General features: G+C 42.0%; 44 protein-coding genes and 1 pseudogene. All 45 read left to right on the forward strand.

The window, feature by feature from the left end; all coding sequences use genetic code 11:
• The coding region (locus tag AC4CV5_RS20120; RefSeq protein WP_490923709.1) for a phage antirepressor KilAC domain-containing protein at window positions 1-438 on the forward strand (438 nt) is incomplete at its 5' end.
• A 56-nt stretch (window positions 439-494) separates the two neighbouring features.
• On the forward strand, window positions 495-1064 hold the full coding sequence (locus AC4CV5_RS20125) for a helix-turn-helix domain-containing protein (RefSeq protein ID WP_268450051.1): 570 nt from the start codon (window positions 495-497) through the stop codon (window positions 1062-1064).
• Complete coding sequence (locus AC4CV5_RS20130) at window positions 1061-1318, forward strand: YqaH family protein (RefSeq protein WP_268450054.1); 258 nt, start codon at window positions 1061-1063, stop codon at window positions 1316-1318. The genes AC4CV5_RS20125 and AC4CV5_RS20130 overlap by 4 nt, the downstream gene beginning before the upstream one ends.
• A 129-nt stretch (window positions 1319-1447) precedes the next feature.
• Window positions 1448-1642 (forward strand): YqaI family protein, encoded by a 195-nt coding sequence (locus AC4CV5_RS20135; protein ID WP_127696555.1) that lies wholly within the window; start codon window positions 1448-1450, stop codon window positions 1640-1642.
• 100 nt (window positions 1643-1742) lie between these two features.
• On the forward strand, window positions 1743-1934 hold the full coding sequence (locus tag AC4CV5_RS20140) for a hypothetical protein (RefSeq protein ID WP_041339356.1): 192 nt from the start codon (window positions 1743-1745) through the stop codon (window positions 1932-1934).
• Window positions 1931-2848, forward strand: a complete 918-nt coding sequence (locus AC4CV5_RS20145; RefSeq protein WP_213408058.1) for a hypothetical protein — start codon at window positions 1931-1933, stop codon at window positions 2846-2848. Before AC4CV5_RS20140 ends, AC4CV5_RS20145 begins: the two co-directional genes overlap by 4 nt.
• Window positions 2808-3605 (forward strand): PD-(D/E)XK nuclease-like domain-containing protein, encoded by a 798-nt coding sequence (locus tag AC4CV5_RS20150; RefSeq protein ID WP_490923710.1) that lies wholly within the window; start codon window positions 2808-2810, stop codon window positions 3603-3605. The genes AC4CV5_RS20145 and AC4CV5_RS20150 overlap by 41 nt, the downstream gene beginning before the upstream one ends.
• A 197-nt stretch (window positions 3606-3802) precedes the next feature.
• On the forward strand, window positions 3803-4495 hold the full coding sequence (locus tag AC4CV5_RS20155) for a DnaD domain-containing protein (protein ID WP_490923711.1): 693 nt from the start codon (window positions 3803-3805) through the stop codon (window positions 4493-4495).
• On the forward strand, window positions 4380-5207 hold the full coding sequence (locus AC4CV5_RS20160) for an ATP-binding protein (RefSeq protein WP_490923712.1): 828 nt from the start codon (window positions 4380-4382) through the stop codon (window positions 5205-5207). The genes AC4CV5_RS20155 and AC4CV5_RS20160 overlap by 116 nt, the downstream gene beginning before the upstream one ends.
• A complete protein-coding gene (locus AC4CV5_RS20165) occupies window positions 5200-5343 on the forward strand; it encodes a hypothetical protein (protein WP_490923713.1) in 144 nt (47 codons plus the stop codon). The genes AC4CV5_RS20160 and AC4CV5_RS20165 overlap by 8 nt, the downstream gene beginning before the upstream one ends.
• Window positions 5344-5436: 93 nt before the next feature.
• Window positions 5437-5892, forward strand: coding sequence for a YopX family protein (locus tag AC4CV5_RS20170; protein ID WP_490923714.1), 456 nt, complete (start codon window positions 5437-5439; stop codon window positions 5890-5892).
• Window positions 5879-6346, forward strand: a complete 468-nt coding sequence (locus tag AC4CV5_RS20175) for a DUF1064 domain-containing protein (protein WP_490923715.1) — start codon at window positions 5879-5881, stop codon at window positions 6344-6346. The genes AC4CV5_RS20170 and AC4CV5_RS20175 overlap by 14 nt, the downstream gene beginning before the upstream one ends.
• Before the next feature lie 119 nt (window positions 6347-6465).
• Window positions 6466-6633, forward strand: coding sequence for a hypothetical protein (locus AC4CV5_RS20180; RefSeq protein ID WP_268431739.1), 168 nt, complete (start codon window positions 6466-6468; stop codon window positions 6631-6633).
• Window positions 6634-6713: 80 nt separating this feature from the next.
• On the forward strand, window positions 6714-6920 hold the full coding sequence (locus tag AC4CV5_RS20185) for an XtrA/YqaO family protein (RefSeq protein WP_474241335.1): 207 nt from the start codon (window positions 6714-6716) through the stop codon (window positions 6918-6920).
• Window positions 6921-6952: 32 nt separating this feature from the next.
• A complete protein-coding gene (locus AC4CV5_RS20190) occupies window positions 6953-7279 on the forward strand; it encodes a VWA domain-containing protein (protein WP_490923716.1) in 327 nt (108 codons plus the stop codon).
• Window positions 7276-7803 (forward strand): hypothetical protein, encoded by a 528-nt coding sequence (locus AC4CV5_RS20195; protein WP_490923717.1) that lies wholly within the window; start codon window positions 7276-7278, stop codon window positions 7801-7803. Before AC4CV5_RS20190 ends, AC4CV5_RS20195 begins: the two co-directional genes overlap by 4 nt.
• Complete coding sequence (locus AC4CV5_RS20200) at window positions 7800-8048, forward strand: hypothetical protein (protein ID WP_490923718.1); 249 nt, start codon at window positions 7800-7802, stop codon at window positions 8046-8048. The genes AC4CV5_RS20195 and AC4CV5_RS20200 overlap by 4 nt, the downstream gene beginning before the upstream one ends.
• A 12-nt stretch (window positions 8049-8060) precedes the next feature.
• On the forward strand, window positions 8061-9044 hold the full coding sequence (locus tag AC4CV5_RS20205; RefSeq protein ID WP_490923719.1) for a DNA cytosine methyltransferase: 984 nt from the start codon (window positions 8061-8063) through the stop codon (window positions 9042-9044).
• A 342-nt stretch (window positions 9045-9386) separates the two neighbouring features.
• A complete protein-coding gene (locus tag AC4CV5_RS20210) occupies window positions 9387-9806 on the forward strand; it encodes a YopX family protein (RefSeq protein WP_490923720.1) in 420 nt (139 codons plus the stop codon).
• Window positions 9806-10168 (forward strand): hypothetical protein, encoded by a 363-nt coding sequence (locus tag AC4CV5_RS20215; RefSeq protein ID WP_490923721.1) that lies wholly within the window; start codon window positions 9806-9808, stop codon window positions 10166-10168. The genes AC4CV5_RS20210 and AC4CV5_RS20215 overlap by 1 nt, the downstream gene beginning before the upstream one ends.
• The gene (locus AC4CV5_RS20220) at window positions 10165-10368 is read left to right on the forward strand and encodes a hypothetical protein (protein ID WP_490923722.1); all 204 of its coding nucleotides are present in this window, start codon (window positions 10165-10167) and stop codon (window positions 10366-10368) included. The genes AC4CV5_RS20215 and AC4CV5_RS20220 overlap by 4 nt, the downstream gene beginning before the upstream one ends.
• A 13-nt stretch (window positions 10369-10381) precedes the next feature.
• On the forward strand, window positions 10382-10570 hold the full coding sequence (locus AC4CV5_RS20225) for a hypothetical protein (protein ID WP_490923723.1): 189 nt from the start codon (window positions 10382-10384) through the stop codon (window positions 10568-10570).
• Window positions 10563-10766, forward strand: a complete 204-nt coding sequence (locus AC4CV5_RS20230) for a hypothetical protein (protein ID WP_490923724.1) — start codon at window positions 10563-10565, stop codon at window positions 10764-10766. The genes AC4CV5_RS20225 and AC4CV5_RS20230 overlap by 8 nt, the downstream gene beginning before the upstream one ends.
• 50 nt (window positions 10767-10816) lie before the next feature.
• Window positions 10817-11005 (forward strand): hypothetical protein, encoded by a 189-nt coding sequence (locus tag AC4CV5_RS20235; protein WP_010329817.1) that lies wholly within the window; start codon window positions 10817-10819, stop codon window positions 11003-11005.
• A 19-nt stretch (window positions 11006-11024) separates the two neighbouring features.
• Window positions 11025-11201, forward strand: coding sequence for a hypothetical protein (locus tag AC4CV5_RS20240; protein ID WP_490923725.1), 177 nt, complete (start codon window positions 11025-11027; stop codon window positions 11199-11201).
• Window positions 11198-11353, forward strand: a complete 156-nt coding sequence (locus tag AC4CV5_RS20245; protein ID WP_490923726.1) for a hypothetical protein — start codon at window positions 11198-11200, stop codon at window positions 11351-11353. The genes AC4CV5_RS20240 and AC4CV5_RS20245 overlap by 4 nt, the downstream gene beginning before the upstream one ends.
• Before the next feature lie 135 nt (window positions 11354-11488).
• Window positions 11489-11620, forward strand: coding sequence for a hypothetical protein (locus AC4CV5_RS20250; protein WP_033884289.1), 132 nt, complete (start codon window positions 11489-11491; stop codon window positions 11618-11620).
• A 15-nt stretch (window positions 11621-11635) separates the two neighbouring features.
• Window positions 11636-11805 (forward strand): annotated as a pseudogene (locus AC4CV5_RS20255) (hypothetical protein).
• 36 nt (window positions 11806-11841) lie between these two features.
• A complete protein-coding gene (locus AC4CV5_RS20260; RefSeq protein ID WP_490923727.1) occupies window positions 11842-12303 on the forward strand; it encodes a hypothetical protein in 462 nt (153 codons plus the stop codon).
• A gap of 123 nt (window positions 12304-12426) precedes the next feature.
• Entirely contained in the window at window positions 12427-12768 is a 342-nt protein-coding gene (locus AC4CV5_RS20265; RefSeq protein WP_490923728.1) for a structural protein, read from the forward strand.
• Window positions 12769-12931: 163 nt separating this feature from the next.
• Window positions 12932-13705, forward strand: a complete 774-nt coding sequence (gene terS, locus AC4CV5_RS20270) for a phage terminase small subunit (RefSeq protein ID WP_490923729.1) — start codon at window positions 12932-12934, stop codon at window positions 13703-13705.
• Window positions 13686-14987, forward strand: coding sequence for a PBSX family phage terminase large subunit (locus AC4CV5_RS20275; protein ID WP_041517708.1), 1302 nt, complete (start codon window positions 13686-13688; stop codon window positions 14985-14987). The genes terS and AC4CV5_RS20275 overlap by 20 nt, the downstream gene beginning before the upstream one ends.
• Window positions 14988-14999: 12 nt before the next feature.
• Complete coding sequence (locus AC4CV5_RS20280) at window positions 15000-16529, forward strand: phage portal protein (protein WP_490923730.1); 1530 nt, start codon at window positions 15000-15002, stop codon at window positions 16527-16529.
• Window positions 16526-17632 (forward strand): phage minor capsid protein, encoded by a 1107-nt coding sequence (locus tag AC4CV5_RS20285; RefSeq protein ID WP_490923731.1) that lies wholly within the window; start codon window positions 16526-16528, stop codon window positions 17630-17632. The genes AC4CV5_RS20280 and AC4CV5_RS20285 overlap by 4 nt, the downstream gene beginning before the upstream one ends.
• A 78-nt stretch (window positions 17633-17710) precedes the next feature.
• Window positions 17711-18343, forward strand: a complete 633-nt coding sequence (locus AC4CV5_RS20290; protein ID WP_490923732.1) for a hypothetical protein — start codon at window positions 17711-17713, stop codon at window positions 18341-18343.
• Window positions 18343-19227, forward strand: a complete 885-nt coding sequence (locus AC4CV5_RS20295) for a hypothetical protein (protein ID WP_490923733.1) — start codon at window positions 18343-18345, stop codon at window positions 19225-19227. The genes AC4CV5_RS20290 and AC4CV5_RS20295 overlap by 1 nt, the downstream gene beginning before the upstream one ends.
• On the forward strand, window positions 19199-19498 hold the full coding sequence (locus tag AC4CV5_RS20300) for a fibronectin type III domain-containing protein (protein WP_490923736.1): 300 nt from the start codon (window positions 19199-19201) through the stop codon (window positions 19496-19498). The genes AC4CV5_RS20295 and AC4CV5_RS20300 overlap by 29 nt, the downstream gene beginning before the upstream one ends.
• 55 nt (window positions 19499-19553) lie before the next feature.
• Window positions 19554-19955 (forward strand): head-tail connector protein, encoded by a 402-nt coding sequence (locus AC4CV5_RS20305; RefSeq protein WP_490923734.1) that lies wholly within the window; start codon window positions 19554-19556, stop codon window positions 19953-19955.
• Window positions 19948-20283: a putative minor capsid protein gene (locus AC4CV5_RS20310; RefSeq protein WP_268450112.1), complete on the forward strand. Its 336-nt coding sequence runs from the start codon at window positions 19948-19950 to the stop codon at window positions 20281-20283. Before AC4CV5_RS20305 ends, AC4CV5_RS20310 begins: the two co-directional genes overlap by 8 nt.
• On the forward strand, window positions 20283-20633 hold the full coding sequence (locus tag AC4CV5_RS20315) for a minor capsid protein (protein ID WP_127696580.1): 351 nt from the start codon (window positions 20283-20285) through the stop codon (window positions 20631-20633). Before AC4CV5_RS20310 ends, AC4CV5_RS20315 begins: the two co-directional genes overlap by 1 nt.
• A 4-nt stretch (window positions 20634-20637) precedes the next feature.
• Window positions 20638-21048, forward strand: coding sequence for a phage tail terminator protein (locus AC4CV5_RS20320; protein ID WP_127696581.1), 411 nt, complete (start codon window positions 20638-20640; stop codon window positions 21046-21048).
• The gene (locus tag AC4CV5_RS20325) at window positions 21048-21494 is read left to right on the forward strand and encodes a phage tail tube protein (RefSeq protein ID WP_041517720.1); all 447 of its coding nucleotides are present in this window, start codon (window positions 21048-21050) and stop codon (window positions 21492-21494) included. The genes AC4CV5_RS20320 and AC4CV5_RS20325 overlap by 1 nt, the downstream gene beginning before the upstream one ends.
• Window positions 21481-21756, forward strand: coding sequence for a fibronectin type III domain-containing protein (locus AC4CV5_RS20330; protein ID WP_490923737.1), 276 nt, complete (start codon window positions 21481-21483; stop codon window positions 21754-21756). The genes AC4CV5_RS20325 and AC4CV5_RS20330 overlap by 14 nt, the downstream gene beginning before the upstream one ends.
• A gap of 43 nt (window positions 21757-21799) precedes the next feature.
• Window positions 21800-22183 (forward strand): phage tail assembly chaperone, encoded by a 384-nt coding sequence (locus tag AC4CV5_RS20335; protein WP_015382956.1) that lies wholly within the window; start codon window positions 21800-21802, stop codon window positions 22181-22183.
• Between the two features lie 9 nt (window positions 22184-22192).
• A complete protein-coding gene (locus AC4CV5_RS20340) occupies window positions 22193-22858 on the forward strand; it encodes a Gp15 family bacteriophage protein (RefSeq protein WP_490923735.1) in 666 nt (221 codons plus the stop codon).
• Window positions 22859-22891 lie beyond the last annotated feature (33 nt).

A 22891-nucleotide genomic window follows, 5' to 3' on the forward strand; every position in this document is an offset into this window, starting at 1 on the left:
ATGGAAGCCGAATTGGAAAAAATGACTCAGCCGTCCTACATGATCGAAGATCCAGTCAGCCGGGCAAAGCGATGGATCAGCGAGCAAGAAGAACGGCAGCACCTTGAACAAACATTGAAAATTCAAGAACCATTAGTCAACTTTGCACAGAGTTGTATGGCATCAGAAAGATCAATGCTTGTTCGTGAACTGGCAAAGCTTGCTTGTAAAAACGGCATTGTTATCGGTGAGAAACGGCTCTTTCAGAAGCTGCGCGAATGGAAGATGATCATGGCCAACAAAAATGAGCCATACCAGGAATATATCGAGCGCGGTTACTTTGAAATCGCACAGGGGGTGCGAGATGTAAACGGGACGCCGAAGTCCTGGCTGACAATGCGCATCACTCCGAAGGGACAAGCCTTCATCATCAACAAGCTGAAACAGCAAGCAAGCTAGTTCCTTCATTACTTAAATTTTACCAATTAAAACTAAATATATCAGGGGGCGAACTTATGTCGAACAATCCATACAATATGGACAATTTACCAATCATACTCAAAACAGAGCGGAAGAGAGCGAGGCTGTCGCAGTACCAAATTGGAAAGATTATTGGTAACAGAGATCAATCGTATGTCTCTAATATCGAAAATGGCATTTTTCCTTTAACACCTGAGCTGTGTATCAAGTGGTTTGAAGCCTGCGAAGCCTATGAACACATCGATCTCGTACATTACCTGTTTAAGCTGCATCCGACAGCTTCGGCACCTATAGACCCTGCACTTAATGAAAGTGCGAGTAGCGCAGTAATCAATATGATTCATCAACTTGAAGAAGCATTGCAAGCTACAAAGCATCTGGCCCGATGGTTGGCAAATGACCGGCCAGGTAGAACCGGAGAATTACCGATGAATGATATAAAGCAAATCTTTGATCTTATACCAGCAAACAAAACACTCATTTACTCTTTAGTTCGGAACTACGGTTTGAAGATGCCTGAATTGGCTGACAGGTGGACGCGCAAAGCGTTAATGGATCAGGTTGCTATGGCAAAACAAGAGGAAAGAAAGGCGGTATTAGTATGAAAACTAATCAGTTTTTGAAGTCGGATGTAGATGCAGCAAAAAGAAAAATTGAATCAGCGGAAGAGCTTTCTATCATGCTGTTAGAGGCATTACGTGATGGTGATTATGAAGAGGCAATCAGTCTCGCCGGGAGTATCAAAGTTCTTACAGAGGATATCAGCCGACTGGCGAATAAAGGGCGGTTGTATGAAACAGCTATGAAAATGCAACAACGAGGCATCAATTTGGCAGTGATAAGTAGGTGTTTGGGATGATGGTTCACTTTGTCCACAAACCAGCAACAGCGTTGGAGGTCAAAGCATGGTGTGAAAGAATCCGAAACCATAGCGAACTGCACTTGATTTGGGATGAACGCACAGCGAATTACAGAAAGGAGAATATGAATGATCGAAAATCCAATGATTCTAAACAACTGGCACGATAAGCTGACTGAGCCAGAAACACCAAAGGATTTTTTCGGGGATGATGTTACGCCAGTCGATGATTATGTAATCGATTGCGGCGCGGTGATCTTGAGAGAGAACCTTGATCGCTATCTCAGGGAGCAGCTTGGCTTCAAATTTAAAAATGAGCAATAAAAAAGCCCACTCGGCAAAGTGGACTCAGTAAGGCGTTTTGACTTAAATAGTTACTTAATTATACCAAAACGCCTCATAAAAATCAATGGAGGTTTTATATATGGCTAAAGCAGTTAAAGTGGCATTCAGCGAGCGTGCGGAGGATCAGCAACGTTTGAGACAGGTCGGCGGTTCAATTGTATTCGCCAAAAACGGTAAAGCGCAGTTTAGTTTCCCTTCAATGGATCACTACCGGGAATGGCAGCGGCTTGGAACGGAAGCATACAAAAGAAAGGTGGCAGAAGCACAATGAATGGATTATCACAGGTAGATTACTCAGATTACATGCCGGCACCTCAGCAGGCATCAAGTGTGACTACAGAAGCAATGGTAAGCCGTCAGGCGCAAGAAGTACAGGCGGCTATGGTTATTGCAAAGAAATTTCCGCGGGACGTATATGCGGCGTTTGATCGGATAAAAAAAGCATGCGAACGAAGATTGTTAGCTGAGAATGCGGTGTATGAATATCCCCGCGGTGGGACAAAGGTTTCTGGTCCGTCAATCCGATTGGCTGAGGCATTGGCGCAGAATTGGGGCAACATTGATTACGGAATTATGGAACTCGAGCAAAAAGCCGGAGAATCCTCTGTCATGGCGTATGCTTGGGACCTCGAAACGAATACACGACAAACCAAAATATTCACTGTGAAGCATGAGAGAAAGGCAAAAGGTACAGTGACAAAGCTCAATGATGCAAGGGATATTTACGAAATGGTTGCCAATCAAGGAGCCCGTCGACTCCGTTCCTGCATACTTGGAGTGATTCCTGGGGATATCGTTGATGCTGCAGTTGATATGTGCCAGAAAACGTTAATAAACGGACATAAAGAACCATTGGAAGATCGTCTCAGAAATGCATTATCAACATTCAAGAAAGAATTTGGGATCACTAAAGAAATGATTGAGGAATACATCGGAAGTAACGTTGATGCCTTTACAGAACAAGACTTTTTAAAGATTGGCCGCATTTATACATCTTTACGTGATGGTATGGCAAAGAAGGAAGATTACTTCAATACCAAGGCTACAGGTGCAACAAAATCAAAGGCTGAGGAAGAGTTCAAAAAGCAAAAAGAGCAAGCTGACAAGCCTGCTGATAGCAAAGAAAAGGCGGGTGATCCTGCTAATGCGGATACCGGCGCTAAACAAGGAGAACTATTATTCTAACGAGATTGATAGACACTACATGTCAAACTCTCAATATAAAAGTTTTCTGCAATGTGAGGCAGCAACGATGGCAAAGATTAACGGAGAATGGACGCCCCCAACATCGGAGGCCCTTCTCTTCGGTCAATACGTTCATGCCTGGCTTGAGGGAGAACAGGCCTTTGACGAATTCAAGAGGAACACACCTTCACTATTTACTCAAAAAGGTCAGCTATACAAGCAGTATCAGTTAGCTGATCTGATGATTGAGGCGATTGAAAATGATGATCTCTGTATGTTTGTTCTTCAAGGAGAAAAGGAAGTCATCGTAACTGCTGAATTGTTCGGTGTTCCATGGAAAGGAAAGCTGGACGTATACAACCCAGCTGGCGGACGTTTCTCCGATTTGAAAACAGCACGGTCATTACGTGAAAGGGTTTGGGACCCGGAAATAGGATATTGCTCTTTTGTTGAGGCATATGGATACATCGCTCAGATGGCGCTTTACGCAGAAATTGAAAAACGGATGACAGGGCGTAACGAATGGCTTGAACCTCTGATCGTTGGAGTGTCTAAAGAAGACCCACCGGACAAAGCGGTTATCAATATAGACGAGGGCCGAATGGAAGTAGAGCTCGAAGAAATTGAAAAGAGAATGGAGCGCATTATTCAGGTTAAATATGGCGGGGAGAAGCCTGAAAGGTGTGAAAAATGCAAGTATTGCCGGGCTACTAATCAACTGAACAGTATCATTCATTTTTCGGAGCTGGTTGGTTGATGGAAAGGGCAATGATCAAAGTCCCTATTCCCCATTGTTATGTCTGGCTTGTGAAAACCGTCCGCAGAGATATGCGAAAAGACTTGTATACGCGGTATGTTACTGACTACCTCAAAAAAAATGAACCGACTCTGCGATTGATTGATATTGATTTTAGAGCCCTGACAGCACTGTGTGAAAGGAAGTAGGTGAGCGGCATGGATATGCAAGGTTTGGGGTATGTGATCCTGCCCCGGCTACCCTTTAAGGATTCACGCGATGAGACGATTTACGATCATTTGTTTAAAAGGGCTGAGTACAGGCCGGATCAACAATTAGAGCCCGGCCAAACAATTATAAAGCTGGTGGATCTGGCTAAACGCTTCAACTGGTCAGCTGATCAGATCAAGTATTCACTAGATCGAATGGTTAAACAAGAATATTTGAAGTTGGACCGGCTACCACAAAAGCGCGGTTTTATCGTAACAGTTCTTCATTACGCTGAGTACATACAACTAGGAAATTACAACAAAAAGAAAGACCCGGCACCATTACCGAATGAGCAGCAGGAGGATGAGAGGAAAGTGAAAAGTAACGTATTTGCATTTTTCGAAGACGAGGGATTCGGCCTACTATCATCGTTTATGGCTGAGAAGCTTAATAGCTTGATAGACGATTACGGCGAGGATAAGGTACTGGACGCAATGAAAGAGGCAGTAACGCGGAACGCTCGCAATTTGGCCTACGTTCAGCGCATTCTCCAGTCAAACAAGAACAAAAGTAAGGAGTGGCAACATGGAAAAACACAAAACGCACAGTACAGACGCGGCAATGGCAGCAATACTGAAGAAGCTTCAGGCAAAGTCAGCCCAATTTTCGGCGGGGTCGGACGGCTCAGAAGAAAAGGCTGATTTTGAATGCCCTAAATGTAAGGATCAGCTCGGATATATCGAGAACAGAGACGGCTATGAAGTCTGGGTCCGGTGCAAATGCATAGAACGTAGGCGCATCCGAAAACTGATGAATTCTAGTGACATAACTGCTGAATTTGAGAAGTTGAAATTCAAGAATTTCACAACGGAAGGAAAGCCGGTTGTTGTGAAAGATGCTTACGATACTGCGGTGGAATACTACAAGGATTTTGACAGCATCCAGGGCACCCGAAGCAACAGCATTGCCTTGCTGGGGCAGCCGGGTTCAGGGAAAACGCATTTACTGACAGCTATTTCAAACAAGCTGATCAAATCGAAGAATATTGCGGTTCAATATTTCCCTTACGTCGAAGGCTTCAACGATCTGAAAGATGACTTTGACAAGCTGGAAGAAAAACTCAATCGCATGAAAGAGATTGAAGTGCTGTTCATAGATGACTTATTCAAGCCTATGAATGGAAAGCCCCGGGCAACCGATTGGCAGGTGGAGCAGACATATTCAGTCATCAATTATCGGTATCTGAATCATAAGCCGGTCTTAATCTCGAGTGAATTGGACATCGAGAAACTTGTGGAGATTGATGAGGCACTCGGCACCCGGATTTATGAAATGTGTGCGGACTATTGCGTGATTATCAAGGGTGACAGAATGCTATTAAATCATAGATTGGCAGGGTTGCGAAATGGATGAAAAAACGAACGTTATAGGATCCAAAGGAATGTATTTGTTCGGGCCTGCTGAACAAACAGGCGGACAAGACCTCACACCAGCTATCCGGGTGCTTGAGGAAAAGATCAGACAAATGGAGCTGATGCGCAGTGCTTAAAGCGGTGATCCTGCTGCCGGCCATCATACTCACGGCGCCAGCAAAAGAAAAGCAGATTCAGCAATGGGAAAAGAATGACGGGAGGTAAGGAGAATGAGGGAAATTAAGTTCAGAGGAATGGGTATTAACGGTGAATGGTATTACGGCAATCTATCAATCATCAAACAAAGAATCAAGAGCATGGGCATTGATCCTGGTTCTTATATCTCTAATAAAGCTGGTGTTCCATTTGCTTACAGAGTGAGACCGGAAACAGTTGGGCAATTCACCGGATTGAAGGATAAGAACGACCGGGATATTTATGAGGGGGATGGTTATACCGCAAAACATAAGTCAGGAAAGGTTTATACAGGACAGGTCAAATATGACTTATCGTTTGTTTTTGATATTGAGGGTTTTGAAGAATTGTTCATTAACGGAGTAGGAGTCGTGAAAAATAACCGTACCTTTGATATACATTCGTTTGTCAAATGGTTTGATGAAGTTGAAGTCATTGTCGACGCTTATCAAAATCCTGAGCTTTTGGAGGCATCACATGCCAGTAAATAAGTATGGCGCCAGAAAAACACAGGTGGACGGCATCACGTTCCATAGCATCGCTGAAGCCAAATACTATGAGCAGCTGAAATGGCTCAAGGTGAGTAAGCAGATCAAAGATTTTAAGCTGCAGCCACGATTCCTGCTGCAAGAAGCATTCAAAAAGAACGGCAAAACTTTTCGGAAGATTGAATATATTGCAGACTTTGAGGTTCATAACTTGGACGGCAGCATCGAGATTATTGACATCAAAGGCGTGGAAACAAAGGAATTTGCCATCAAACGCAAGCTGTATGAGCGGCGATATGAAACGCAACTCAAGGTACTGGCTTTAGATGATTTTTTAGGCTTCATCGAGCTGGACGAGCTTAAAAAGCTGAAAAAACTCAAAAGAAAGGCGGGAAAGTCCACTGTTAAACGTGGTAATCGCAGACGATCGGCCGTTGTGGGTGCAGGAAGAAGATAAGCTCATGGCCTGTATGACACGTTGCTCTCAGTTTAAGGCATGCGCCAGCCGAATGGGTTCTGATTGCAAGAAGCTCGGCGGCACGGAAATACCCAAAATCAATTCATGAGGTAGATACTATGGAACAGCAAAGCATCAATCCTTACCTGCCAGGACCGGTTGAAGAATGGAAGATGACGCCGGAACAGCTGGCGGAATACGTGAAAAAGCACCCGATCGTTTACCGGGAGGAATTGAAACCATCGCCAACATTCACGATGGCCAGATGGAAACCGGATCACTATTAAACACAAAAAAGCACCGAAGCGTATGCCCCGATGCATTGATATGAACTGGTACTTCTATCATAGCACAGGGGGCGCTAAGAATGTACAACCCAAGAGAAATTAATTTAAGCAAAGATACAACAATTGAACAGGCAATTGAGCCGGGCAAAATACAGATCATCGTTTTAGACGGGAGCCAGGGCACCGCACATGTCTTGGAAGCCCCGGAACACGGCAAAACAATCATTCAAACGGCTAAGGGCAGCTTTGCTCGAGTCGATCACGAAATAGGTTACAAAATCAAATAGCAGGGGCTTTCCCCTGCGGGGGAGGAACGGGAATGGATAAATTGCAGGAAATTAAAGCGCGTATTTCAAAACTAAAAGGCTATGAAAATGCTAAGCCAACAGATCAATACTGGATGACTAAAGAGCATATTGATTTTCTGATTGATCGGACTGAACTGTCTGTTAAGCAGCAGGAAATCATTGAGGAAAACAAGCGCCAGCAGGAGGTAACGGTTCATCAGTTCCGGCAGGCTCAACAGGACATTCGGCATTTAAGCGGGGATAGGAAGCGATACAAACAGGCATTAGAGAAGATCATTACCAATCTCAATTTCGCAATTACAGTTGCCCAAAATGAATTGGAAGGTGATGCGAAATGAACAATGATATTCAATTTTTGAAAGAGCTTCAAAATGAATTGAAAACACAGGATCATGACTCTCAAGCTGCACCACGGTTTTGGTCTGTAGGGGATTATAAATGGATCCGGACTTCAGAGGATGACGCGGAACGCTTTTCTGTTTACATTCCTGAAGATGGCGAATCTTATGAATTGGAAAGTTATCTAAAGGACATCAAGGAGAATAAAGGATTGTCCTCAGAAGCGTTAGAAGCGATGGAAGATATAGAGTGTGAAGTTTCCGCATTAGATTGGATACACGAATATATAGACAAAGACGCTGATCTGATTCCAGAAACAGAGGTTCATTACATTTGTCAGAATACAATGTTTCTAACTAAAGCGGAGGCAAAACAGCACATAAAACAAAATCATTACCACTATACGAAAAAGGTTCATACGTACGCTATGACAGCTTGGAGAGCACCAAAAGTTGAACGGTTGCTTAAAATTCTTGAAACGTTTGATTGGGATTCGCTTGTGAAAGAAGGTGTTGCAGAATGATTCCTTTACAAGTAGAGCTACAGCGGGCAGTCAAAGCCACGAAAGACGAAGCGATGACAGTTGAGCAGGCTGCGGAATATTTGAAAGTGCATCCAGATTACATACCGGTGCTCGTGGCAAAGTCAGACGATCTGAAAATGATCGGTGATGAAACAATCATTGCAAAGCGTGATAAGACGAATGGCTGGCTCATTGGGGCGATGGTTTTGGTTTTATTCTTTACAATCGCAGTCGGTTGGGAATAAGGGGATGACAGCATGAAAAGCATCGAGTTATTTGCAGGAATAGGGGGCATTGCGCTTGCTGCTGAATGGGCTGGAATTGAAACAGTTGCATTCTGTGAGCGTGAACCCTTCTGCCAAAAAGTATTAAATAAGAACTTTCCGGGCGTTCCCATCTTTGATGATGTTCGCACCTTGAATAGACAGCTTTTAGAGGAAAAAGGAGTGATTGAGCCAGGTGGAACAATTGACATTATTTCAGGAGGATTCCCTTGCCAGCCTTACAGTATTGCCTGGAAGCGAAGAGGCACGGAAGATGACCGCGACCTCTGGCCGGAAATGTTTAGGATCATCAAAGAACTTAGACCCACTTGGGTTGTTGGTGAAAACGTTGCTAACTTCGCAAACATGGAGCTCGACCGCACGCTATTTGACTTGGAAAGCGCAGGTTACAAAGGGCAATCGTTTATTATACCGGCTTGCGCCGTCGACGCCAAACATCGAAGAGATCGAACCTTCGTTGTTGCCTACTCCGACAGCTTCGGACGGCACAACAGGGAGCATCATAGGGAAAAACGACAGTTTCACAGTGAATTCCACAGGGACTCTGAGGAAGAAAACCGGGAATGGGACGGACGGTTCAATAGGGCTGGGGAGGTATGTTCAATTCTTCCCGACACCTACAGCGAGCGATTACAAAGGGCGGGGTCCGAACAGCAAACAGCAGGGTTTACCGGAGAAGGTGAAATTATATCCGACGCCTCTTGCAAGCGATGCGACCAAGTGGAACAACATGACGGAGGAAGAAAGACGAGCGAAAAAGCAATATGTCAGATTGGGAAATACAGTCTCAAGCCTAGAGGGGATAAGAGTCGGTGGGCAGCTGAACCCGACGTGGGTCGAGTGGCTCATGGGGTTCCCAACCGGGTGGACAGAATTAAAGGATTAGGCAACGCGGTTGTGCCTCAGCAGATTTACCCCATATTCAAAGCGATTATGGATCAGGAGGCGGCATCATGATCGAATACAGCTGTCCTGAATGTGGTCACAACGAATTAGATATAAAAATCCGCCCAGATGCCTGCTGCCCGAAATGCGGCTGCAGCATGGGCGTTGAGGAGGAAATAGCGTGAATAAATTATGCTGTGAAACATGTGGATTGGATACTCACGAAAATACTTCGCCTATCTTTGAAAAGCCTTTAAGGTTTGCTTTTCGATCAGATATTAAACAGTTAAAACAAAACACTGGCGACCACCGAAAACAAGAAAATATTTGTCTCGACTGTTTCACTGCTGAATTGAAACAAGTTAGCAAGGGTTGTAAAACACGGTACAAGTTTAGAGCAAAGGAGCAAACACAATGAACACAGCATACAGAGTGTGGGACGGCGAGCAGATGTATTATTGGAATGATGAAGGGATAAGTTTGGGAATTATCGGTACTCAGTGGGTTTTGTGGCGTAATGATAGATACGGTTTTCAGCATTGCATTACAGGAAGCCATGAAGATGGAGCGGCTCTCATGTGGGTCACAGGGTTGAAGGACAAGAAAGGGAAGGATATATACCAAAAGGATATTACTGAGGAATCCTATATACATCCTATGTCTAAGGAGAATATCATTGATCGTTATGTGATAGAGCGAAAAAACGGATTTGACAGAATGGATCACGTTAGCAAAAAAGAAGGTTTTTATAGGCACTTATGGCTGCGGAGTGATGAAGTTGAAGTCATCGGAGACGTTTATCAAAATCCAGAGTTGTTGGAGGGCGCGGAGTGATGCTTAAATTGACAGACAGGCAGTATAAAGCATTCGTGAGGTTATTAGAGATTGGGGACGGAGATAGAGACTCAATCATTTCTGAGATCATACATTTTCATGGCACATGGGGAGATATAAACAATCATGATTATTCTGATCTTGATTCAGTTGATCGTTATTCATTAGTTGAAGCGGTAGTGACAGGGCGATTCGAAAAAATCAGATCACCATTAGAGGAAACAGAGAGATTGATAGCTGTTTATGAAAAAAGAGCAGGATTCTTATCGAAAAATGATGATATTTATAATATTTTCAATGATTTCGTCACTGAATTAGAGTATCTGAAAGAGATCATTTTGAAGCAGGAGGGCGCGGAGTGACAAGTGAAATGCAATTACAGGCACAGATCGACGTTATCGAAAGAGAAAATAAGGAATTGCGCCGCAGGAATGAGGAATTAGGGCAGACGGTCGAACGTCAGAACAAACAGATCGTCTCTCAAAATTGGAGACTGTTGTTTTTCGCTTCATCCTGGATCGTTTATGGAATTGTTAGTGCTATAAAATACTTTTGGGGATAAGGAGGCGCGGAGAATGAATAAAAAACCTGTGAAGTCAGTCAGGGCCGCAAGCGCAGAAGAAGTGTGCGAAAGGATACGAGAAGCGCATAATCTAGGGTTTATGGTATTTGTGAACCAAACAGATGTAGCTGGAGCCTATAACCCTAACTTGTATATAGTTGATCTGTTTTTACCTGTGGAGGAGGACAAGGAAAATGTATAGAAAATTTGTGAAGAATGTTAACGCAAGAACGTTTGATGAAGCTGTGCAAAAGATGAAGAAGGCGCAAAGTCTGGGATTTTTGGTTGATATGAACCAAGAAGACGTGGAGCCGTTCGTGTATTCTGGATGGTCACCGCAAGGCGTTTACAGGATATCTCTGTTTGAGGCAGTGGAGAAGGAGCTGAGTGATGGATAAGCTCAGAGATTGGATACGGCTGAAACTGATTAGTGAAAGAAGTAGAAGCGATGAGTAAAAAACGAGGTATGGCAATATTAGGGCTTGCAATTGCATTCTGTGTAATATTTACATTTGGGCTATATATTTTGTTCAAGCCAGGTTTAAACAAAGAGGATTTTGAAGCAATCATGTATAGCTCAGGTATTCCTGTAGGATTGTTTTCCTTGATGCTATCGATTTTGATATTAGATAAATAATCACTTTCAGGGGGATTGGATGGTACTCAGAATATTTTTTCTGCTGACGGGATGCGGATTCTGGACATATTTCCAACACGATTACCGGCCAGACATGAAAGCGAACATTGCTTTGATCGGGGCAATCATTTCATTCACGGCTGCGGCTTACTTTAAAGATATTGATAAGTATATAGAGAAGAGGGAAGACAAATGATAATAGCCTTAAAAATAGTTCTCTTGCTGGTTATGGTTATCTCTCTTATGGGAGCTATAGGAGAGGATAAGGATTCGCAGCTGCGGAATCACTTAACTGCAATATGTATCACATCTATTATCGGCACCATTGCTACATACGTGCTGCTTTAACTGAATAAGTCCAAGACGGAAAGCCTGCGGACACTGAACTTACAGCATTAGCGCTGTTTGTTTAGTGTCCGTTTTTTATTTCGCAACTATCTGGATGTCTATCACGATTACTAGCAATGAAAGGAGTGATAAGACATGAAACAGTCCAAAAAGAAACCGTCACAGAAGCAACAGGAGCGCTCAGATCGTTTCTGGCAATCAATGATGAACACAAACATGCAAACACTCAGACGTGGCAAAGGTGGCGCTTATAAACGCAGAAAGTAAAAGGGGAGTTTCAGGATGAAATACGGATTCGCTTATAAAAACGGAAAGCTTGTAAATATCTTTTGCGGAAAAGAAGAGCTCTATAACGAGTTGAAAGTCTTCTTGGTCAAAACCTTCAGTATCAGCGTGAAAGAGGTATCGAGGCTTCAATATGTCGCAGAGCAAAAAGCAAACAACTGGAATGACACTTACTCTATTTAACTATCAGGAGGGAAAGCACTATGACAGATCAAATGATTGCATGGGAGATTGAGGAATGGATTCGTGATTATAAATTCATGCTCCGGGAGATCAAAAGGCTCAACCGTGTGTTGAACAAAGTAGACTTTATTAGCACAAAGCTCACTGCAACATACGGGGATGAAGCAAGCATGCCAAGGGGATCAGCAGGCGTCAGTCAGGCAGAATTGCGACAGATGGATCGAAGAGAAAGACGGCTTCACAAATATGAATCTATTGTGCATTACCTGGATAACGCTATGGAACACATTGCAGAAGAAAAACACCGTATCGTTTATGATTGCATGATGGAAGGCATGAGCTACACTGCTATTGCAAACCACCTTGATTGCTCCCGGGATACTATCAGAAAGATCAAAACAGCCATAATCGGCAACATCGTCAATAAAGTCAAAGAAGCCAACTTTCTGCAATATTTGAACTCGTTTAAATCGGCAGTGTAAACTTGAAGGCAGGACGGGGAGGCGAAAACATTCCGCGTCACAACAAAATAAAATATAGTGATCCAAGAGCTCTATGCCCTTATAAGGTATAGGGCTTTTTGTATCCGGAAAAGAGGGAGAAACATGTCATCATTAAAGGGAGTAAGTGCTAATCCTACAAAGGCCCAGCACAGTTTGAAAGAGGACAAATACGTCACAGTAGCAGTCAAAAATGACAATAGTTATATTGCTGGTCCCAATTTGATTCCTCAGCGACTTGTGAGTGGTAAGTGGGTATCTCTTGATATTGATTCACCTAACCCATTAAAACCAGATGAAAAAGCTTATGATAAGTTCGACATCAAAGAATATCTGAATAAAGCTGGTACTTATCGTTTCAAAGTTGAGGTTTATAAATACGATAAAAACGGGGATTATGTCACCACTTTAGGAACATTCTACACTAGCAATTTCTATATCAAGTAGCAGCAAGCGGAGCGTCATCAGTACGGTGATGCTCTCTTTATATTCTTTGTAAACTGAGTCCAGTGAATCTCAGACTGCTGGTAAGGCCTCTGAGTATGGGCTCAGTTTAGAGTGAATATCTCCAAAACAAACACGAATTAGAAGGGGGCGGCGGTGAATGTAGATGGCTGAAAAGCACATTCAGGCGTACAAGGATTACGTCAAAGGCATGAAATACAAGGACCTTGCCGAAAAATACGGGGTGTCGGTGAACACCATCAAATCGTGGAAACAGCGGCATGGTTGGGAGAGAAAAAAGGGTGCACCCTCTGAAAAAAGGGTGCACACAAAAAAGGGCGGACAGCCTGGTAACAAAAATGCGTTAGGAAACAAAGGCGGTGCGGCTCCGGCGAGCAATCAAAACGCTGTGACTCACGGCTTTTTCTCTAAATTCCTACCAGAAGAAACGCTTGAAATCATGGAAGAGATTCAGGAGCGTTCGCCTGCTGATATGATATGGGATCAAATTCAGATTCAATATGCAGCCATTATCCGGGCGCAGCGCATTATGTTCGTACAGGATAAAGATGATCTTGCGAAAGAGCTGAAAAAGGCGAAATACGTTTATCAACCTCAAGAGAACGAAGATGGCAATGAGTATTTTGAAAAGTCTATTGCGGAAGAAGAGCTTGAAATACAATTTGCTTGGGATCGTCATGCAACCTTCCTAAACGCCCAATCTCGGGCAATGGGAGAGCTCAGGAGCTTGATAAAGCAATTTGACCAGCTGGCCCATGAAGAAGACGAGCGACGCCTTAAATTGGAGCAGATGCGCCTTAATATTGAAAAAACAAAAGCTGAGACGAAGAACGAGAAATCCGGAAAGAACCGGGTTGTCATCGTCAATGATAAAGATGCTATGAGGAAGGCAATTAGCGATGGAAACCAAGACAATTAGAATTACTGACCTCATGAATAAGAATTTCTATTCTTTCTGGTTGAACGAAAGACCAAAATCAATATTATCTGGTGGCCGTTCTTCTATGAAATCATCCGTGATTTCTTTGAAACTCGTCATTGATTTTTTAGATGATCCTCAAGGGAATGTGATTTGTCTGCGAAAGGTTGCAAAATACCTTTCAACCTCTGTTTATGAACAGATAAAATGGGCTATTTACATGCTTGGTGTGGAGGATGAATTCTTTTTTGGTAAATCTCCATTAAAGATCGAACACAAGGAAACGAAAACGGCTTTTTATTTCTATGGCGTGGATGATCCGCAGAAGCTGAAATCGATGAATATAGCAGTAGGTTATATCATGGCTCTATGGTTTGAGGAGTTGGCCGAGTTTAGCGGTGTAGAAGATATTGATATTGTAGAGGATACATTCATCCGACAAGACCTGGGCGAAAAAGAAGTGAAGATTTACTATTCTTATAACCCGCCTCGGAATCCTTACGCATGGGTGAATGAGTGGAGAGATGATAAGGCGGGAGATGATGAGTATTTCCTCCACCACTCAACATACCTTGAGGATGAAAAAGGCTTCTTATCTGATCAGCTCATTCGTAAAATTGAGCGTTATAAGGAACAGGATGAGGATTACTGGCGATGGATGTATAGCGGCGAGGTTATTGGTCTTGGGGATATGGTCTACAACATGAACCATTTTCATGAAATTGATCAGCTGCCAGAGGATGATGCACTGATTCTAATAGATATTGCTATTGATACCGGGCACCAAGTATCAGCGACAACCTATCTGGCGTTCGGTTTAACAAAGAAACAAAATGTCATTCTGCTTGATACGTATTACTATAGCCCGGAAAACAAAGTCGTGAAAAAGGCTCCATCTGAACTTTCTACAGAATTAAAAGAGTGGATGGATAAGATAAGCCAAGAATACAACAAGTATTTCGACAAGCAGACGATCGATTCAGCTGAAGGTGCCCTTCGAAATCAATTCTTCAAAGACTACGGAATCAGGCTGCACCCGGTAGCGAAGAAAAAGAAAATTGACATGATCGACAACGTTCAAGACCTATTGGCTCAAGGGCGTTTTTTTGTGCTTAAAACAGAATCGAATCAAATCTTTTTGACCGAGCACAGGAAATACCAGTGGGATGCAGACACTCTTCAATCAGATGATCCGAAGATAATAAAGATTGATGATCACACTTGTGACGCCTTTCAATATTACGTTAACGACAATTTACAAAAGCTCGGCTTGAAAAATTAGGGCGGTGAAACAATGATCAAAAAAATAGGCTCTGCATTAAAGGCGGTGATGTACAGAATGGGTTTAATACAAGGAATAAACAAGATTACAGACAGCAAAAAGGTAATGGTTACCGATGAGCATTATGAATACGTGGATACATGGTATGCCTTATACAAGGGATACCACAAAGACTTTCATGATATAACATATAAAACAGTTGCCGGTGAGAGATCACGTCGCAGAGCCACACTGAATATGCCTAAAGTTGCGGCTGCAGAAATGGCCCAGCTGGTGTTTAATGAAAAATGCTTGGTGAATGTATCGGATAATGCACTGTATGACAATATCAAAGAGGTTCTGGACCATAATAAATTTGGCAAGCAATTTCAACGATATTTGGAATACAGTTTTGCTCTTGGCGGCATGGTTATGAAAGTACATGTAGATGCCGACCAAATAAAAATTTCATACGTTGCTGCTGACGCCTTTTATCCTTTGTCCTCAACAAGTGACGAAGTGACAGAAGGCGTTTTTGTTAATGAGACAAGAAAAGGCGACAAAAAATATACACTGCTTGAATGGCATACGTGGGAAGGCTCTGAATATGTCATTACCAATGAACTTTATGAGAGTAATAACTCAGCTACATTAGGCATTAAAGTCCCTTTATCTACAATGTATCCGGATTTAGAGGAAGAGGCGAGGATTGAGGGGCTCACACGGCCTTTGTTCGTTTATATTCGGCCCAACACAGCAAATAATTTTGATATGTATTCGCCTTTAGGGATCTCCATTTATGCAAATGCCCTTGATACATTAAAAACTCTGGATATTGCTTATGATAGCTTTCAAAGGGAATTCCGATTAGGGAAAAAACGTATTTTAGTTCCGCAATCCGCGATAAAGACAGTAGTCGATCCTCAGACCGGAAAAATGTCACGTTATTTTGACGCTGAAGATGAAGCATATCAGGCTATGAACTTTGAAAGCGAAGATGCAATAAAAGACATTAGTGTTGAGTTGCGAGTGAGTGAACATATTGATGCCATCAATAGCATTTTAAATTTACTGTCCATGCAGCTGGGTTTCTCCGCGGGAACATTTACCTTTGATTCACAGGGGTTAAAGACCGCGACAGAGGTTGTCAGTGAAAACAGTAAGACGTTCAGAACTAAAAATAGCCATGAAACAATAGTTGAAGAAGGGATTAAAGAGCTCGTTGATGTCATTGTTAATGTGGCCGAGTTATATGATATTTTTACAGCTCCTGATGACTATGATGTAACAGTTGATTTTGACGATAGCATTGCAGAAGATAGGGCGGCAAATGCCACGTATTATATGACATTACAGAGCGCCGGACTTATTTCAAAGAAATATGCTCTTCAGCGAATCCTTGATCTAACAGAAGAACAAGCGGAAGAAATGTTGCAAGAAATCAAAGATGAAAATGCTACGGCTGATGATGCTTTTATGTTAGATACATTCGGCCAAAAAGAAGGTCAACTGGAAAAGGATGAGGAAGAAGAGGAAAAAACGGAAGAAGATGAAGTTGAATGAGCCTCACCCCACGTCAACTTGATCTTTTCACGAGTCCTTTAATTGAGATTTATAACGCTATGGAGAGTGAACTGCTTCAAAATATCGCTTCGAAATTGCAAACTGATGAGGAAGAGACATCGGAAACCATTCTTTCATGGCAATTTCAAAAGCTTAACCAACTGCAGGCTCTTACTAAGGAGAATATCGAAGTGTTATCTGAAAGGACAGGGATAGCAGAGGAGACGATATATTCTATTCTTGAAAATGCGGGGTTTACAGGAATTGCCGAGCAAGAAAGCTTTTTACAACGTGTTGCAAAGGGCGGAAATTTAAAGCAGGCTCCTCCAGTTAAAGAAGACCCGACTATTATTGATACGTTAAATACTTACTATCAGCAGGCTAAAACAAAACTTAATCTTACAAATTCAACTATCCTTATTCAGTCTCAACAGGTCTATAGGGATATTGTAAATAAAACAACAGCTGAGGTTCTGAGTGGATTGAAAACGCATCAAGAGGCTTTGCGCTCAGCCTGTATTGAATACAATAAACAAGGAATCCCGGCATTTATAAGCAGGACCGGCCGGAAATGGAGTACAGAGGCTCATGTAGGAACTGTGATCAGGACTGTTTCAAATAATGTAACTAATCAAATGCAAGAAGATAGATGTGCAAGCTACGGAATCGATCTTGTTGAGATATCAAGTCATTCGGGGGCACGACCAAAATGCGCCCGGTATCAAGGGAAGATATTTTCTTTATCCGGGAATCATCCGAGGTACCCGCCTCTCTCATCCACAAGCTACGGGGAACCAGACGGCTTATTTGGGATTAACTGCGGTCATCAAAAATATGCCTATATCGAAGGTGTTTCAATACGCAGAAATAAACACTATAACCAAAGAGAGAATGCAAAAGCATATGAACAGAGCCAGAAACAACGATATATCGAAAGGCAGATCCGAAAAGCCAAAAATGAAGCCAATATGCTTCGAGCTCTCGGGGATGAAGAGGGGGCAGCCAAAGCAGAATTGAAGATCAGAAAAAGACAAGCTGCTATGCGTGCATTTATTGAGGAAACCGGACGCGAGCGCCGAAGATATCGTGAACAAGTTTATTGAATTATTGCCTTTTTAGAAGATTGCAGGCATAAAAGAACAATCTTTTTTATTATGCCTAAAACAGAAGGAGGAACATATATGACAATCCCACTTTTAAAATTGAATCTGCAGTTTTTCTCAGAAGATACTGGCGGGGAAGCAGGGAACAGTGATTCGGTGGCTACCGACGAAACAGTTAATCAAGAAGGTAATACTGATGTACAGACCAGCTCTCCAACTGAACAACCAAGTAACGAAGAACAAACTGATCCAACGCCCTCAGATGAGGATGTAAAAAAGGAGATCTTAAAATCACTTGGCTTTGAAAACTTCGATGAGGCAAAGGCTGCCGTCGAAGATCACAGAAAATACCTTGAATCTCAAAAGACTGAGCAGCAGAAACAACAGGAAGCGTATGAAGCGCTTGAGCAGTCAAATAAAGAAAAAGATGAGGAGCTTTTTAAAGCTAATGCCAAGCTGTCAGCTTTTAAGGCTGGTGTGAATGAAGAGTCGCTGGATGATGTTCTTCTGCTTGCAAAAGCACAGATGAATGATGATGTAGATATCGAAACAGCGATCAAAAAAGTTGTGGAGAAATACCCACAATTTACAAATAGTGAAGTAACAACACAGGTAGACAAGCCGCGCTTTTCTCAAGGGCAGCATCAATCCAAAGGCAGGAAAATGGACGCCTTTCTTACAGGATTAGGACTTAAAGGAGGAACTCAATAATGCCAAACTCTATTAACTATGTATCAAAGTATCAAGACGCTCTAGATCAAAAATTGGTGCAAGGTGCACTTACAGCAGAATTAGAAACGCCTAATGTAAACTGGTTGGATGCAAAAACATTTAAAGTTCAATCAGTGTCTACAACAGGATATAAGCCGCATACAAGAAATAAAGGGTACAACGAAGGAACCGTTACAACAACTGAGAAGCCTTATACTCTTGAATTTGATCGAGACATTGAATTTTTCGTTGACAAAGCAGATGTCGATGAATCAAATGAGGCTGCTTCTGCTTCAAATGTTACTGCAACATTCACAACAGAGCATGCCACGCCGGAGCTTGATGCATATCGTTTCTCGAAGTTGGCCAAATACGCTGTCGACAGAAATCAAATTGAGACAGGTGCTATTGACAAAGAGAACATTTTCACAACATTAAAAGCTGCAATCCGTCCTTTGAGAAAATATGGACCAGGAAACCTAATCGCGTATGTTTCGAGTGAGGTAATGGATGCGCTAGAACTCTCTAAGGATTTCACTCGTAAAATTGATGTAACTAATAATAACGGAACATTAGAAACACGAGTTTCATCTATCGATGGCGTTCGTTTAGTTGAAGTTTGGGACGAATCACGTTTCTATGATTCTTTTGATTTCTCAGAAGGATTTAAACCGGCAGAGGGAGCCAAGAAAATTAACTTCCTGATCGTTGCTAAAACAAATGTTATTGCGAAAGCAAAATTCAATTCTGTTTATTTGTTTGCGCCAGGGCAGCATACAGAAGGTGACGGATACCTTTATCAAAACCGTATTTATCATGATCTATTCATGTTAGAAAATAAACAGGATGGCGTTATTGTCTCCCTTGAGCAAACTACTCCCTAATGCGCCCCAAAATCTATCGTTCACGGCTACGACTGATAGCGTGACCGTCACTTGGGATGCGGTAGATGGGGCAACTTCATACGACGTATACAGAAGCGGAAATAAAATTGATAACACTACTGAAACCACGTATGTTTCTAGTGGTTTGAAGGCTGATACTCAATACACATTCGCTGTCGCAGCTGTCAATGAAGTGGGTGCTTCTGATAAATCAGAAAACCTTGTCACACGGACGCAAAAAGAACCAACAACTGAATCAAGTTCAAGTTAGAGAGGGGCAGCTTAATATAAAGCTGTCTCTTTCGTTTTAAGGAGGTTTTTCTCCAGTGGGTTATATTGATGTTGATTATTACAGAGAAACGTATGTAGGCGAATCTGAGGACAATGACGAGGTTTTAGATAAGTATATTCGACGAGCGTCTGACCTAATTGATCAATTGACCAATTTTCGTATTAAAAATGGAGCTATTAACTTGGCGGCTAACAGCTTCATTGATGAAAACGTGAAAAAGGCCACGGCAGCTCAAGTGGAATATTACGTGTTGAATGGTGGGGACACAATTGGTGCTTCAGATGACATGTCTAGCGTTAGTATCGGAGGGTTTAATTATAGTAAATCGAATCCTGAGCTCACTAGAAATCAAAAAAGGGTTTCACCTACCACTATAGCTTACTTACAGTTTACAGGGCTTTTGTATTCAGGCATTGAGGTTTTTACTTATGGTTAGACCTATTCCTAAACAATTGCTTATTCACTCTGTGCAATACAGAGAATATGAACAAAATGAACGATGGGGTGAAAGATGGCTTGACGTTGTCCCTGTTATTAACGTTCTTGTAAAGCCTTCGACTTCTCTTACTGTCACAGCAACAGGGGAACAGGTTAACTCTCAATCTATGTTATTTCTGGATGCCAAGTATTCAAAGCCGTTTGTGGAAATGAAAGAGAAATCAGAAGTCATTTTCAACGGTCGCACAATGAAAGTCAACAAGGTGAGCCCATTTTATACTTTTGATGGCGATCTACCGCATCATTATGAAGTGGAGTTGATCTAATGGCTGGTTTTAACGTGAATATTAATTTAAGCGGTGTTTTAAATGCTACTTCTGCTGCTTTAGACCACGCTCAAATTGCTATAGATCAACAAGTTTTAAAAGACGGTAACTTCTATGCTCCGCAAGATACTGGGGAGCTAAAAAGAAGTGGTATACGAGCCTCGCATCCTGGTTCCGGGAAAGTAATCTGGGATACTAAGTATGCAAGCAAAGTGTGGAATGCAAGGCGTGTATCTCTAGATCGAAACCCAAATGCGAAAGCGCGGTGGGCTGAGGTGGCAGCTACAGAACATAAAGGTGATTGGATCACAGTTGGACAAAATGCAGTTAACGCCTATTTAAGAAGGTGAAAAAATGGATTTCCCTGATCGTTTAATTGATCATATCGAGCGAAATATGAATTTGTATAGCACTATACTCATTCCAATGCTTCAAGAAGGGAATAGCATTGCATTAACGCCCATTCCCTCATCTGATGCAGAAAATGTTTATTACATGGATGGCAGCATAGAGAAAACATATCGCTTTCAGATTCTTGTGAAGCATAAACAGCAATTCGTGGGATATAATTCTTTACTTCAAATTGGCGAATTCTTATCTGGATTGCAAGAGAACGAGGTTCAAAGTAGCGACAATTCATTTGAATTTATTAAGTGCAATATTTCTGCAACGCCTAATTTTCTAGGGAAATCTGAGCAGCAGGAATATGTGTATGCATCCACTTTTGATGCAGAGTTATTTATCAAAGCAAGGGAGGCAAAATGATGCCAGGTACTGATAGTTTTATCATTCAGGCAAAACATAAATTTGAGATCAATACAACGCCGGACGCCACAGAACCAACATGGGTAAGAGTTGGAGCCGGCTTTTCATCCGTTGAACCTTCTCCGAATGAAGAAACAGATGATACATCTTATTTAGACGGTGACGGAAACAAATCCACTACAGTAACAGGGGGACAGTTAACCCTTGCATTCTCCGGACATCGGAAATATGATGATCCGGCGCAAAATTTTATTGCTTCAAAAGCGTTGAAATACGGATCTGAGAGGGAAACACAATTTCGCTGGACAGATCCATCCGGTGTAATTGTTGAGGGTGATGTGACTATGACTGAGATATCCCTGCCTTCTGGTGATGCGAATGCAAAAGGTGAGTTCGGCGTCACAATCGCTTATAACGGGGTGCCAAAAGTAACTGAAACACCCTGATGCGCCCCAAAATCTAACTTATGAGGCAGGTGCAAATGAAATCAGCTTGTCTTGGGACAAAGTAGATGGGGCTGACTCATATGATATTTTCCGAAGCGGAAATAAAATTGATAATGTAACAGAAAATAAATATCAATCAACAGGTTTAAAACCGGACACACAATATACATTTGTGATCCGCGCTGTTAATGCTGCTGGTGTCTCTGAACCATCAGATTCATTAGTAACTCGTACAAAACCAGAACCAACAACAGAGGGCTAGCCAGACGGCTGCCCTTTTTTATTTATAAAGGAGCGGAATAACTATGGCTGTTCGTAAAATTGAAATCAAGAAATCCTATGAAGAGGTTGAAATCGGGGATTCTATTTATCAGATTCCTTTTGATGATGATTCCTTGAAAAAATACGAAAGTTTTTCAAAAGAGTACTATGCAGCGGTGAAAAAGCTTGAAAAAGTAAATGTCAATAACGCCTCTGACAAACAATTGGAGCAGTTAGAGCTTGAAAATGAACGATTGACCAAACAAGCTATTGAAATGTTTTTAGGAGAAGGCACATACAGTCATATTTATGAGCAAGCCGGCCGATCAGTATTTGTGGTAGCGGAAATTGTATTTAGTCTACTTGAAGTGGTAGAAGAAAAGTTTCAAGATTTTCAGAATCGCGGCAAGAAATACTATACAAAGTAGTGAAGTTTTATGGACTTTAAGCTGACAGAAAGATTCGACGATCAAATAATGATTGGCGAAAATATACTTTACTTGAATTTATCCTTTGACAGGGTAATGAGGCTTTTCGAGCTCTTTAAAGACGATAGATTTAGTGAAGGTCAGAAGCTTGATATAGCTTTAGAAATGTTTGCAATGAATCCGGAAATTTTAAAGTTGCTTGAGGTCGAAGAAAAAAACGCGGCTCTCGAAACTATTGTTTATGACTTCATCGGGCTGAAAAAGCAGGATGACGACGAAGAAGAACAACAGGACAACGATGCACCAAATAAAAAACTATACGATCTGGACAAAGACGCGGCTTATATATACGCGTCTTTTTTGTATGACTATAACTTGGACTTATTCGAATTACAAGGGACTCTGCATTGGAATAAATTCAATGCTCTTCTCCAGAACCTCTCAGATAAATCCAAATTTAAAGAGGTCGTGAGTATTCGAGCTGCTGAAGTGCCAAAACCGACTAAGCACAACAAAGAAGAACGGGATCGGTTGATTAAACTCAAACGCCTTTACAGTCTCGAGGACGAAGAGACGCTGGAAGATTTGGAAACTAAATTGGACACTTATTTCTCCATGATAGCAAATACAAGAAAAAAGGGCGGTGAGAGTTATGGCGGCAGCGGGCCGAATTGAGATTAATACATCCTTAAACAGACAAGGGGCAGA

The sequence above is a fragment of the Bacillus sp. NS1 genome (assembly GCF_058248265.1).